Source organism: Sulfuricurvum kujiense DSM 16994 (genome assembly GCF_000183725.1).
Lineage (GTDB): Bacteria > Campylobacterota > Campylobacteria > Campylobacterales > Sulfurimonadaceae > Sulfuricurvum > Sulfuricurvum kujiense.
Genome location: NC_014762.1, coordinates 1,969,088 through 1,983,284, shown reverse-complemented (window position 1 = coordinate 1,983,284; position 14,197 = coordinate 1,969,088). Strand labels below are relative to the sequence as shown.

The following is a 14,197-nucleotide window of genomic DNA, read 5'->3' as shown; positions in this document are numbered from 1 at the left end:
TGTTTTGTTTCGGTTTATACGAGTTGGGAGGGGTTTCATGAATTCCACAACCCAAATGTATGTCGACCTTTTGTATCGCAAATACGGTAAAACCCAATTGACCCGTCAAGAACTTGCGGAGACGTTAGAAATTTCTGTTTCTTCACTTGAAGGGTTGATTTTGAAGGGTGATCTTCCTATCCGTTATAAACGAATTGGGGTGAGTCAAAAAGCCCGTTATGTATTCCCTATTATTGAAGTGGCAAACTTCTTGGCTTTCGCCGACGCCGCTTAACTCATCCTCAAATAAACTTTTTTCCACTGGGTTCGATTCCGATTTAGGGAATTGAATTGACTACTAAATTTATTTCTCCAAATCTTCCAATCCAAAACCATCAACCAATGTTCTGATTCCGTCTTGAGCGATTGACGGACTTAAATGGGCATATCTTTCTGTCATAACAACCGATGAGTGATTCAAAATTTGCGAAATGTGCGAAATCGGTATTCCTTGCATGGCTAAATGACTTGCAGAAGTGTTTCTCAGGTCTTTGAGTGATAACCAATTGACATATCGATGTTTATAATTCACCGTATAGTCAAGAATATCCCCCATAACACGGGGATAACGGTATGGGCGTTCTTTCGTGTAATTGACGAAAAGATAATCGTTTCGATCTCTATCACCAATAAGTCTCAAAATTTCTTGTTTTATTTCATCCGAGCCGATGAAACTGTTGTACCATTTTTCTGTTTTATGATTGCGAAGGTTTATAAATCCGTTTTCCAAGTCAATATCGGAGATCCTAATACTTAAAAGAGTCGATTGACGTGCCGCAACGGATAAAGCCAACAAAGCCATCAAAAAAATGTTTTTGTGCTTTGGTTTTTTAGAGATTTCTTTACACTCTTTCAAAAAGTCTTTGATTTCATCCTTTGACATATATCGGTCTTTGATGTTGTCCACCTCGATATAAAGCTTTTTATCCCTTTTTGAGACGACAAACGGATTGGCAAAGGGAGCGATTTTATGAGAATCAATAGAATAGTTGATAGCTGTTAAACATATCTGAAAAATCTCTTTGATGGTTTTTCTTGACAGAAGCCCAATCATCGCCCGTTTATCGTCTTCTGATACGGATTTATCGTTCCATAGGCGTTTTTTAGCTTCATCATTATTTCTCAGCAGGAGAATTTCATTCTTTTTTTTCAAAAATTCAATCGTATTTTTGCTTCTCCAATCATCATTTGCCGCGAGTACAATGATTTTTTGAAGGTTCATTTGATATTCGGACATTTCTTTTTCTTCGACCGATTTGTTGCGAGTATTTTCTCCTCTGCGTTTATCAGCTCTTTGAACTTTTTTTCGCTCGATAAAATTGATTAGTTCATGTTTGGTAATGAGCTGAACGGGCTTATTGGCGAACTGTTCATTTCTGACGTGATAATCGTATCGATTTTTAAGTTCTTTCATTGTTTTTATAGAGTGGTCGGAAAAATAGAAATCAGCTAGATCGTTCAGTGTTTTGAAGGTTTTAGGAGATGGATTATACTTCTTTTGAAGAATACTTGGGATGGGGGAGGGGAGTGATGTTGCCGAACCTCGTATAAGACTCCGCTTCGTTTTGATCTCCTTCTTTTTTTCAATCAATAAATCTTTGGCTCTTGTTTTAGTCATATCGGGAGACTCACCGACTTTCAGCTTACGAGAGACATTCATTTCATCTTTGAATTTGATATAGAAAGCTGTGGCACCCGATTGGAGCTTCTGAATCATAATTCCTTTGAAATTTCCACCTAAAGATTCCATTTTTAAGCCTTTTTTAGTATGATTTTGAGACCACTTTAAGACCACTAATTATAAAAAAATATCCTTTAAGACCACCTTTTTAAACTTTATTATTCCTGAATTATGTTTATTTACGCATATCTAAGCATTTAATAAATCCCATAAAATAGGTGTTTATTCGCAATTTATGCAAACGGTAATTTTTTGAAATTTTTTGGACAAAAGTTCAATCCCGGACGCCTCCACCAAATCCTATTTCATTACCCATTCAAACTTCAACCAATGCATCATTAAAATAGACTTATTGTAATTCACGAGACTAAATAGTTCATACGTATACGTTACACTAAAATCATCCCACTACTTGATTCCGGCCGCCAGATTTTGCACGATACAATGCTTGGTCTGCTCTTTCTATAAAAGAATCTTCATTTTCATTGGCTAAAAATTCGGAAACTCCTAGAGAAGCAGTTTTTTGACCAACAACAGAAAAAGGATAATTTTCGATGGCGGTACGGATTTTTTCAGCCGCTTCCAATGCCCCGGTAAGATTGGTATTCGGTAAAATTATTAAAAATTCTTCCCCTCCCCATCGCCCAGATGTATCTGATTTACGACTGCAAGATCGAAGTATTTGGGCTACTTCTTTGAGGACCATATCTCCTGTTTGATGTCCATAGGTATCATTAACATTTTTAAAATGATCTACATCGATTATAATTATTGAGAGAGGCGTATCATATCGGCTGGTCTGAGCTATCTCATAATTGAGCACTTCATCAAGTTTTAGTCGATTGTAAAGACCCGTTAGGCGATCCGTTATCGCCAGTTCTTCGGCATGTTTTTTATCGGTGATATCTTGGCGTATTGCAGTGTAGCCTCTTTTATTCCCATTATCATCAAAATCAGGAGAAATTACAGCGTACACCCAATAGGTTGAGCCATCCTTTGCTTTGTTTTTGATTTCACCTTGCCATGTTTGGTTGTGGGTTAGAGTATTCCATAATTCTTTATAAGTTTCTGCCGGCATGTCAGGATGGCGAATAATGCGGTGATTTTTTCCAATAAGTTCCGATTTGTCATACTTACTAATGCGGCAAAATGCGTTTGAAGCATAAATAATGTCTCCATTAAGATCGGTGGAGGAGGTGATGACTGATTCATCTATAAGGGCAACATAATCATTCAATTCTTTTTCTATCCGTCTTGATTCCGTTACATCTTGTACCGTTCCTTGTGACAACAGAGGAGTACCGTCTTCATTGTAGGTAGTTTTCCCCCGTTCCGTGACGTATTTAACTCTTCCATCGCTCATTAAAAGACGATGGGTAATAGTGTATTGTGTCTTATTCGCTACAGAATCTGAAAACGCTTTTTGAACCATTTCGATATCGTCAGGATGAATGGCGTTTAAAAATCCTTCGTAACTCGGCTCAAACCGACTTTGATCAATTTCAAATATTCGAAAAATTTCATCACTCCATTCCAATCTATTTTCTACTAGATCCAAGCTCCAGCTTCCGATTGCGGAGAGATGCTGCGCTTCATCAAGCAACTGCTTAGAGCGCATCAATTTTTGCTGATTTTCTTTTATCTTGCTAAGATCTTTCGCAATCTCTACATATCCGGTGATGATCCCATCATTATCACGCAGTGCACTGACGGATAGTGAGACAGGAATATGCGTACCGTCTTTGCGAACATACGTCCATTCAAATTCATTAGGAAGGTTGAGTTGACTTCTGATAGTGAAAGTATCGAAACCTGGCTCAATTGCAATCCCAAGCGCGTTTGAAAACTGGATGGTTCGTTCTTCTACTTCCGGAGTATAATGGAAAATGACCGGAGTTTGTTTCCCTATCATTTCGGAAGCTTTATATCCTGTTAGATTTTCTGCTTCTCGACTAAATCGGGTGATGAGCCCTTCAGGTGTTGTTGTAGTAACCGAAAAAGGGATGTTTTGTAAAATTATTGCTAAGAGGGAGTCATCAACTTCAGAAACTTTCATGATAAGATTATCCTCATAGTGAGATATTGGAAGAAATTATATCTAATTGAAAATGATTATACCGGATATTATGACGATGGCAACGATAAGGCATAAAGCTTCTAAATTATATATAAAAATATTAAGTTTAAGATAGAATGAAGTTATGTGCCCAAACTGTGTCAGAGTAGGGCACTTTTTGACGACTATTGAGATCGAAAAAGTCCTAAACCACCCTATATAGGTACTTGCTAATCCCATTCAACCCCGGACGCCTCCACCATTACTCAATATCCTCCCGTTACATTCATAAGGTCCTAACTGTGTAAGAAAAAAGCAATATAAGAAACAATAATTATTTGTTTCGATTTTGTTCTTTAATCGTTCTTTGTTTATTATTAGTGAATTTGTATTTGATAAGGATAAGTGTGCCGCAAGAAAACAGGGACGCGACGTTAAAAGATCAGCTTAAATCGAGGTTGAGGGAAAGTGACCCGACCTATCGATATTACAAATCGATTTTTCATCTGACGGATAATATGATTGCCTTGAGTGACGGGTATCGGATTGTAGATGCCAATAAAGCGTTCAGTGATTTTTTCGCCGCAATCGGATCGGATGTATTTGATCCGGATTTTCGTCTTTCACAACAGTTTCTCATAATTGATAAATACGGGTATGTGTATGAAGGGTACTTAAACGCTCCGTGGTTTAAAACAGTATTGAGCGGCGAAAAAGAGCATTACAGAGTCGGTATCAGCGGGCGGGATCAAATATATACATTCTCGGTTTCGGTAAGCCTGCTCGATCCGAGTGAAAATATTTATGTCATTACCCTCTCCGATGTCACCGATATGATGAGCTATAAATGCGTTTTGGAAGAGGGGATACGTGTCAGCACCCATGAAAAAGAAGAGACACAGTATATTCTTTCCCAGTATTATGAAGCGATTGACACGTCGAATCTGGTGGCACGGTGTAACCTTGACGGTATCATCACCTATGTCAATGATGCGTTATGCGAAGCGCTTGACTATATGCCGGAAGAATTAGTAGGGCAGAACGTATCGATTTTTTTCGAAGGCAACAGTGAAGTCATGTGCGAAAAAATGGCACGGGAGAAGATCTATAACGGTGAAATTTGGAAAGGGGTGCTCAAGAATAGAGATAAATTCGGCGGAGCACACTATTTTGCGACGACCATTGTCCCCATTAAAAATGCCGATAAAACGATTATAGAAATCCTCTCGATCCGCCATGATATTACCGATATGGTCAAAGCAAAAGAAGAAGCACTTCAAACGCTTGAGGCCAAAACAAAGTTTTTCGATCAGGTATCGCATGAACTCCGTACCCCTTTGAATGCTATTGTAAATTTTACCGATCAGGCCTTGGAAAGTTATGACGAGATAGTTGAAGATGAGGTTAGCCGTGTATTGGTCAAAAAATATTTGCAACGCTCTTACGCTAATGCCGAGAATCTTTTGGAACTGATCAATTCTCTCCTCGATATAGCGAAAATGAAATCGGGAAAAACAGTTTTTGATATTGCTGAGTACAACGCGGTTTCACTAGCACGCGAGGCATTTGAAAATTGTTCCAGTCTTCACAAAAATGGCTCGATCGACTATCGGTTTAAGGCGGAAAAAAGTGTTATACCGATAGAGTGTGACGGTGTAAAATTTAAACAAATTATCACTAATCTTATTTCAAATGCATTAAAATTTACCACAAACGGGTTTGTAGAAATTAGATTGGAAGAAAAGTCGGATAGTTGTGTAATCGAAGTTGAAGACAGCGGTATCGGAATACCGAGTGAAAAACTCTCCTACGTTTTTGAACCGTTTGCACAAGTTCGTGATCACGGTTTCGGCACCGGGCTTGGATTGAATATCGTCCGCGAATATGCAGAAATGATGAAGATCTCACTTGACGTACGTTCGGTTGAAGGAACTGGAAGCTGCTTTACCCTCACGGCTAAAAAAATTCGATAGTCATTATGAATAAAGTTTTATAAAAAATATTTTTTTGTTTTAAGAAGGAAACATTAGTGTTTAGTCGCCACTATCATATTATCGATACGCTGCATGAAAATCTTTCGACGGTCGTTTATCGTGCAAGCCGTACGAACGACGAACGCAAGGTGATTGTTAAAATGCTCAAACCGGGTGAGATAACGGAGCAGAGAGTATCTCAGTTTATGAATGAGCAGCAGATTCTTTCCTCTCTAAAATCTCCTAATATCGTTAAATTGGTCGAGATTGTCGCACTGCCCTCAGAGTATTTTCACGTATTTGAAGATATCGGCGGCAGTTCTCTTTATTCGTTGCTGCAAGAACGTCGTTTTTCGATTTCGGAAGGGTTGAATATCGCCATTAAAATTGCCGAAGCGCTTCGAACGATTCATAAGAAGCATATCATTCATGCCGATGTCAATCCTAAAAACATCATCTACAATATGGAAACGAAAGAGCTTCAGATTATCGATTTCGGATACTCGGTGATCGACAATCATTTCCGCTACAACAGTGATTCTGATGTCGGAACGTCCGGGAATCTGATGTATATGTCACCGGAGCAGACGGGGAGGACCAAACAGCGTATTGATTCACGAAGTGATTTGTACAGCTTGGGAATGAGTCTTTATCACCTTTTTTCCGGACGCTTTCCTTATGAAGCAAAAGACCGTTATGAGTTGATCCATAAGCAAATCGCCCTTCGTCCTGAACCGATTGAACAATACATTGAAAATTTTCCGTCACTCCTCTCGTTAATCATCAATCGTCTTACAGCGAAAAAGGCCGACGAACGCTACCAAAGTGACGAAGCACTGATTTATGATCTCAAATTCGCCCTTCAAACGCTTAACTCATCCGATCAAATCCCTCTGTTTGAAATAGGGAGTCGCGATCAGCCCTCTATCCGCTTCGGCGATCAGCTGTTCGGAAGAGAGATGGAGATAGAGCTCTTGAAAGATGCGGCGAATAAAGCGGCTTTGCATAAGCCGGTTCGTTTGGTCGTGTCCGGTATGCCCGGTGTAGGGAAGACCCGTTTTATCGAAGAGTTTTTAACGTTAATGAGTACCGGAGGCAGCCGCATTCTCCGGGGAAAATTCGAACAGTACCGTTCATCCCACCCGTATTTGAGCATTAAACAGCTTTTTGTTCAGCTTAAAATCGTCTGGAAACGACATATTCACGCCAATAAGCCTTTTCATCTGGATGCCCGAAGTGCACATACGCTGGGATATTATTTCCCGGAACTCAGCGAAATGTTGATGCATAAACATATTTCGTACGCTTCATCGGGAGAAGAGATACATCATCAGCTTCCGTACGCATTCCAACAGCTTTTAAGCCAGCTATCAAGCGATACATCTCCATTGGTCATTTTTATGGATGATCTTCAATGGGCGGACACCGCATCACTGGATTTGATCTATCGAACGATTTTTCAGATGGATATTCCCAACCTCCATTTTATTTTCAGCTACCGTGACAGTGAGATAGAATCCAATCCGGGTGCATGGTCATTTGTCCAAAAAGTTCGCGTGAACCGATCTCCGAGTTTATTTATCTTTGACCTTGTTGTGCTCACGAAACCAGATGTACGCCGTATATTTCATACAATATTGGGGAGCGAAGGGCGGCAGGTAGATGCTTTGTCAGACATTGTCTTTAAAAAAACGGACGGTAATCCGTTTTATATTAAGACACTTCTTTATAACTTAATTGACGCCAAAGAGATTACCTATGAGAAAGGAAGATGGCATTTTCAAATCGAAAAGATTCGAACTTACGGTGCCAGTATCAATATTGCCGGATTAATCACCGATAAGTTTACAAAACTTACAATCGAAGAACAGAACTATTTACGCTATTTGGCAGTGTTGGGGAACCGTTTTGAAACGAATCTGACGCGCCGAATGATGAAAATGCAGAAATCCCCCGATTCGATGATGGAGTTGCTTGAAACTAAAGGGTTTATTGAGCTATTCGGCGGATACTATCAGTTTGTACACGATGTGATACAGCATCATATTATTGCATCTATCCCTTCATCGCAGCGAGAAGAGATAGACCGTACTATCGGTGAATTTTTGGAACGGGCCTATAGGAGCGGACATTATCATGATGTTATCGGTGTCGTTATGCATCTCAGTCGTGGAGTTATCCCCGGAAAATGGGATAAGCGTTCGCTCCATTTAAATCTCAAAGCCCTAAAGGAGATGATACTAAGCGGTTCATATCCGGTAGCCCTGGAACATTTGAGATGGATGCAAGAAAGCGGACTATGCCAGATGCTCGAAGAATTAAAACACTCCGATACATTTGATTTGAAAGTATTGAAAGTCAAAGTCTATTATCTGAATGCATTGCATGAAGAAGCACAGAATGCGCTTGAAACATTGATGGTTCAGACTAATACGCTTCAAGAACGCTTAGTCTGTTTTACCCTTTTTAAAGATCTGTGTGTGACGAAAGGGGGAGGGTTTGCGGAGTTGATCGATTTCGGAAACAGACTCCTGCAGGAACTTGGGTTGGGTGCCCCCCGAGAACGTAAAGAGATAGAAGAACGGGTTTTAGGTCTTAGAACCTTTATTCTCAATCATCGTGCTTCTCAGGAAACGGAAGCGATAAAAGCGCTTCCGAAACTCAAGAATGTTTCCAAAAAGCGGATTATTTCCATACTGGTCGAGTATTGGGAAGCCGCATACTATTTAGCCGATATTCCTCTGATGCAGTGGGCTTATCTTAGTATCATTGAAGTCTCGTTTCGTTTTGGAAACTCCAGCGGTTCAGCTTTCGGATACGTTCTTTACGGTGCCCAGATGGTGAGCGAACACAGTTATAAAGAGGCGTACAGATTCGGTGCGGCGGCATTGAAACTCAACCATCGATTTGAAGATGAGAAGATGCTTCCGAAAGTCCATAATTTTATGGCCAATTTTATCAGCCCCTATATGAAACCGCTAGAACGAAACATTCCGCTGTATCAAAAGAGCCTCCATCAAAGCAAGGTGAACGGTGATATTGTTTTCGGAACATGGGCAAACTTTTTGATGCATTTTAGCGAGTATCTCAGTGGAAAATCGCTTGAATCGCTTCGGGTAAATATAGATAAAGAGAGCCAGTTTCTCTTAAATTCGGGTGATCAGAAAATGATTGCTATTTTTGAGGTTCTCCGCTCAACCGTCCATATGTGGCAGGAGAGAGAAGATGATACGTCAGAAACGGAAGCGGCGGCAATCACACTGTGGGAAGAAGAGAAGTTTTATCCCGCATTGGCATGGTACGGGATCATTAAAGCTCAGACATGCTGGATCGAGGGGGAAATCGACAAAGGGCTGAAATATTTGCACCGATTTATTCGCAGTGAAGCGAACGAAGTCATCATGTTCCCCAAAATGAGGCTTCATCCGCTACGCGCATTGCTGCTGCTTGGGAAAAAAACTCCGTTGTCTGCCGAAGAGGAGTCTTGGCTGGCAGAAGATTTGAAGCTTTGTGATGGCTACGCCGCTTCTTCGCCCAAAGAGTTTAAGTTTTGGAAAGCTCTGTTTCGTGCAAAAAGGGCTAGCGAAGTAAATCAGTATTGGGATGTTGCCAAACTCTATGATGAAGCGTTAAATGAAGCACGTAAAAATAACAATCCCTTTAGCGTCGCGGTCAGTGCATTGAGTGCAGGCCGTTTTTGGAAGGAAAAACGCTTTGATGATCTGAGCCGTTTTTATTTTAGCGAAGCCGCCGTAGCATTAAATCAATGGGGTGCATACCGGGCGGCAGAGCGGCTCAAGGCAAAAATGCATTTAAATGACTCACGATCAACCGAAACAATAGATCACTCTTCGAACAGTTCATTGTTGCGTGCTGAGCCTACAAACTATCGCAGTCTCCTAAAATCATTTTATGCACTCTCCCAAAGTATGGAGAAAAATGAGCTTTTAGAGACGTTAATGCAGACAATTTTGGAAAATGCGACGGCGAGCAAAGCGGTATTGATCCTCAAAGAAGAGGAGATGTTTTATACCAGTGCGGGTTTTTCGTTGGAAAACGGAAAAATCGATCTGTATCGTATAAAACTGAGTGAAACCGATTTTATTCCGTTTCATTTAATCAATCATGCAATCGAGACCCGTCATAAAGTGATCCAAAACAGCCCCTCTGAGAGCGGAAAGTTTCAATATGATGACTATTTTCTCAAAAACAATCCGGCATCTTCCATTGCGATCCCGACTTTGATAGACGGGAGCGTCCGAGGAGTTCTGTATCTCGAAAATAAAGAAGTTTCTACCCCGCTCAATACTGATACCCTTCAAACCCTTCGATTATTGTTGACCCAAGCCGTGATTATCTATAAAAATACTATGTTGTATGAAACGTTGAAAAGTAATGAAGAGAAGCTCAATAAAGCACAGCAGATTTCTCATGTGGGAAGCTGGCAGTACGACAGTGTAACCGATGAGGTTGTCTGGTCTGCCGAAACCTATCGTATTTATGAGTTGGAACCGTTTTCGATTCCAATCAACGGCGAATGGTTTTTTGCCCACCTGCATCCCGATGATGTTGCACTGGTTCAGGATGCAAAAGAAAAAGCATTCAGCGGCGAACGATATTACGATGTGATCCATCGGATACTGACGGCAAAAGGAAATATCCGGATCGTCCATCAGCGTGCGGAAGTCTACTGGGAAGATGACCGTCAGAAATTTTCCGGTACGATTCAGGATATTACCGCATCCAAACGCTCCGAAGAGATGATCGGCCGTTTATCGCAGGTTGTTAATCAAACGCCGCTCTCGACGATCATTACCGATCCGCAGGGTGTTATTGAATACGTCAACAATCATACGCTCAAACTGACCGGCTATTTCAGCCATGAGTTGATCGGCCAGAGAATGAATATTTTTAATTCGGGGCTTCATCCTGAGTCGTTTTATCAAGATGTATGGACGACAATTACGGAAAAACGCTCTTTTTGGCGGGGAACGATTATTAATCGGATGAAAAGCGGTGAGTTACGCGATTGTGCATCCACGATTTTTCCGATTTTTAACACACAGGATGAAATTATCAATTTTGTAACGATACAAGACGATGTTACCGAGAGAAATATGAAAGACAGGCTGTTTTTGATGCAAACACGTCAGGCACAGATGGGAGAAATGTTGAGTATGATCGCCCATCAATGGCGTCAGCCGTTAGCAATTATGAGTGCACTGATGAGCCGTCAAAAAATCAATATTATGCTCGAACGCTCAACTCTTGACGAGATCACTAAAAGTTTTGATGAAATGGAAGTTCAGGTTCAGCACCTCTCCCGGACGATTACCGATTTTAAAGATTTTTTCAAACCCGATAAGCAAACAGCAATGACCAAGAGCTCTGTTATCGTGTCCAAAACGCTTGAACTGGTTGAACATACGTTGATGAATAAGAATATTAACGTTGAGGTCAATAATGTGAATGACGCTGAATATCGGACGTATGAAAATGAGCTGATACAGGTAATGCTGAACCTTATTAAAAATGCCCAAGACGCTTTTGAAGAGAAAAAGATAAAAAATCCCCTGATCGTTATCCATACCGATCAGCGCGAGGGAGATGTGATTATCACCGTTGAAGACAATGCCGGAGGGATCGATTCGGGATTTATTGATACGATTTTTTCCCCCTATACCTCAAGTAAAAGTGAGAATGGAACAGGACTGGGACTGTACATGTCAAAAACCATTATTGAGGAGCACTGCCACGGCTCCATAAGTGTTGAAAACATTGATGAGGGGGTTAAGTTTACCCTGCGCTTCCCTCTTCATTGCCAAATATAATAAAAAAATATTATAATTTATTCTATATAATGAAAAATATTTTCATTAAGCTGTTATTTGTCCGTTTTTATTCAGAATGTGTACGGAAATATCTTGCTGTGATTTTTCTGTGACTTTTTAATATTACACTTTCTAATATTTTGAGACAGAATACACAGTTTAAATCTACGATAGACGGTGAAAAATGGAAAATTTAAGACTTTTGATCGTTGATGATATTGAAGATAACCGTTTGGTCCTCAACGCTATTTGCCGGAAAATGGAAGGCTTTGATCTTAAAGAAGCGGTTGACGGTGTCGATGCGATCACGGTGTGTGAAACATGGCATCCCCATATTATCCTGATGGATGTCATGATGCCAAATCTTGACGGATTTGAAGCATCCAAAGTAATCAAAGCCCGTTTTCCCGAAACGGTGATTATCATCGTTACCGCCGTCATCGATCCGCATATGGAAGCCAATATGGCTTCTATCGGGGTTGCTGCGTATGTCCACAAACCGATCGATAAAGAGCTGATTCGATACAAATTGCAAAGCTTCGGTGCCTTTTTGCGCTCCAAAGACGGAATCCACGCGAAACTCTCTACCAAAGAGGCGTTGAACCCTTTTTGTCCCGACGTTCGCCATTTTAAAACCATCTTTGATATCAGCGATGCCGAAGGGATGATGGATTTCGGGGTATGGGTCCTTTCACGATGCGAAGAGCGCCGATCCGGCACTTCGTCAAAAGTAGATCCGATGATAGAGCTTTTTTATGAGCTGATGCGTCAGGGAATTCGAGAAGAAAAGCAGGTGAGCATCATTATTGAAGAGAGTTTCGAAGAGATATTTGTTACGATGAAGTTGGCTAATCCGATTGTACTCAAACCGAAGGCTCAGGAGCTGGCGGATGACTTGCAGTCAAACTGCATCATTCGCCAAAATTTAGCCTGTGTCCGTTTGCATAACAAAGGGGCGGCTTCAACTGTAAAACCTCTCTCCCGGGCGAAGGTGATCGAAAAAATTTCGGAACCGAAAAAAGAGGCGGCACTTCCTGAACCGCAAACAATTGCGGAACCCATCATAGCGGTTGCCCCGGTGGTAGAGCCTGTTATTGAAAAAGAGGTTCGTACGATCGATGAGAATGAACAGGGGCTTCTCCGTCAGAGTTTTGTCGAGAAAACGAGTGCCGTGGATTATGTCCGTGAGATCGGCGGAGATGTTCTTGACGAGATCCGTGATTTGGAAGGTCTGGATGAGGAATGGATAGAGAAGCTTAATATACTCGAATCGGAACCGAGTCACGAAAATATCCGTCAATTCGCCGATGGCGTATTGGGTGTTTATGTCCGTGCTATGAATAATTTATTTGAGTTTACCGCACTGGCTTACGCGCTCTCATCTTTAGGGACGTTTATGAAAGAGCATGCGGATGAAATCATCGCCGATAGTTCAAAACTCAAAATGTTAGTTATGTTGACTGAACATTTGGGAAGCGATCTCACATCATGGAGGGAACACATATTTTCATTGCAGGATGCAGCGGATATTCACTATCTGGACAGCTCTTTTTTCAGCTCGTGCATGCAGATAGAGCAGATTGTCGGAAACAAAGAGATTGAGACGGATGACGATAACGATATGGAGTTTTTTTAAACGGCATGTTGAAACTGTAAAAATCATTCTTTCTGCATAATTATTCATACAATTATGTAGAAAGATTTTTTAACAACTATGTATAAGGAGAAAATTAAAGTGGCAAAAAGAGTAATTATTGTTGATGATTCCAGAGCGGTTATTGCGACAGCAGAGTTGGCATTGGATGGCTTGATCGGGAGCGGCGTAATAGAATTTAAATCGTATTTGAACCCGTTGGAACTTTTAGGTGCATTGCAAAGCGGAGCGGAGAATTTTGATTTATTGATCAGTGATGTCAATATGCCTGAAATGAACGGATTGGATTTGGCTAGGGCGATCAAAACCGATGAACGCTATAAGACGAAGCCGATCATCGTACTCACGACTGAGAGCTCGGAATCAATGAAAATGACGGGAAAAGAGATCGGAGTAACCGGATGGATGGTCAAACCGTTTAATGATGAGAAACTGGTTAAATCGATCAAAATGGTACTGGGGGTCTAAATATGGAACAAAACACACTACAGTCCCGGAGGGAACGGTATCTGACGTTCTTTTTGGGAGAAGAGCAGTACGGGATTGCGATCGATCGGATCAAAGAGATCATCGCGATTATGAAAGTAACGAATGTTCCAAAAACTCCCGAGTACATGAGAGGGGTGATCAATCTGCGCGGCTCGATCATCCCTGTTGTGGATACACGCCTCCGTTTCGGGATGGAGACGAAGGATGAGGATATGCACACCGCAATCGTCATTGTCGAAGTGGATAAGGTCAATGTCGGTTTTATCGTCGACCGTGTCGAAGAGGTGGCAAGCATTGACAGCACTGCCTTAAGCGAACCGCCGAGATTCGGCAACAACATCGATACCGATTTTATCTGCTCGATGGCGCAGATGGAAGAGAACGTCGTGATGATTTTGGATGTTTTAAAGCTTTTTGAAGCGGATGAACTCGTTAGTTTAGAACAAATTCAAAAACCCCAAACAGGAGAATGAG

Annotated in this window: 8 protein-coding genes; 6 read left to right on the top strand and 2 right to left on the bottom strand. The window is 41.1% G+C overall.

Annotated elements, in window-relative coordinates; translation table 11 throughout:
• Positions 1-37: 37 nt before the first annotated feature.
• Positions 38-274, top strand: a complete 237-nt coding sequence (locus tag SULKU_RS09885; RefSeq protein ID WP_013460821.1) for a hypothetical protein — start codon at positions 38-40, stop codon at positions 272-274.
• 69 nt (positions 275-343) lie between these two features.
• Here SULKU_RS09885 and SULKU_RS09880 read toward each other — a convergent pair whose 3' ends face one another.
• Together SULKU_RS09880 and SULKU_RS09875 are read right to left on the bottom strand one after the other, a co-directional pair.
• On the bottom strand, positions 344-1,789 hold the full coding sequence (locus SULKU_RS09880) for a tyrosine-type recombinase/integrase (protein WP_013460820.1): 1,446 nt from the start codon (positions 1,787-1,789) through the stop codon (positions 344-346).
• Positions 1,790-2,120: 331 nt separating this feature from the next.
• Positions 2,121-3,776, bottom strand: a complete 1,656-nt coding sequence (locus SULKU_RS09875; protein ID WP_013460819.1) for a sensor domain-containing diguanylate cyclase — start codon at positions 3,774-3,776, stop codon at positions 2,121-2,123.
• Between the two features lie 407 nt (positions 3,777-4,183).
• Between SULKU_RS09875 and SULKU_RS09870 the strand changes: the two genes are divergently transcribed.
• The 5 genes from SULKU_RS09870 (at position 4,184) to SULKU_RS09850 (ending at position 14,196) form a co-directional block, all read left to right on the top strand.
• The gene (locus SULKU_RS09870; protein WP_013460818.1) at positions 4,184-5,749 is read left to right on the top strand and encodes a PAS domain-containing sensor histidine kinase; all 1,566 of its coding nucleotides are present in this window, start codon (positions 4,184-4,186) and stop codon (positions 5,747-5,749) included.
• Between the two features lie 56 nt (positions 5,750-5,805).
• The gene (locus tag SULKU_RS09865; RefSeq protein WP_013460817.1) at positions 5,806-11,580 is read left to right on the top strand and encodes a protein kinase domain-containing protein; all 5,775 of its coding nucleotides are present in this window, start codon (positions 5,806-5,808) and stop codon (positions 11,578-11,580) included.
• Between the two features lie 184 nt (positions 11,581-11,764).
• Positions 11,765-13,216: a response regulator gene (locus SULKU_RS09860; RefSeq protein WP_013460816.1), complete on the top strand. Its 1,452-nt coding sequence runs from the start codon at positions 11,765-11,767 to the stop codon at positions 13,214-13,216.
• A 99-nt stretch (positions 13,217-13,315) separates the two neighbouring features.
• Positions 13,316-13,702, top strand: a complete 387-nt coding sequence (locus SULKU_RS09855) for a response regulator (protein WP_013460815.1) — start codon at positions 13,316-13,318, stop codon at positions 13,700-13,702.
• Positions 13,703-13,704: 2 nt separating this feature from the next.
• Positions 13,705-14,196: a chemotaxis protein CheW gene (locus SULKU_RS09850; protein ID WP_013460814.1), complete on the top strand. Its 492-nt coding sequence runs from the start codon at positions 13,705-13,707 to the stop codon at positions 14,194-14,196.
• The last annotated feature ends 1 nt before the right edge of the window (position 14,197 follow it).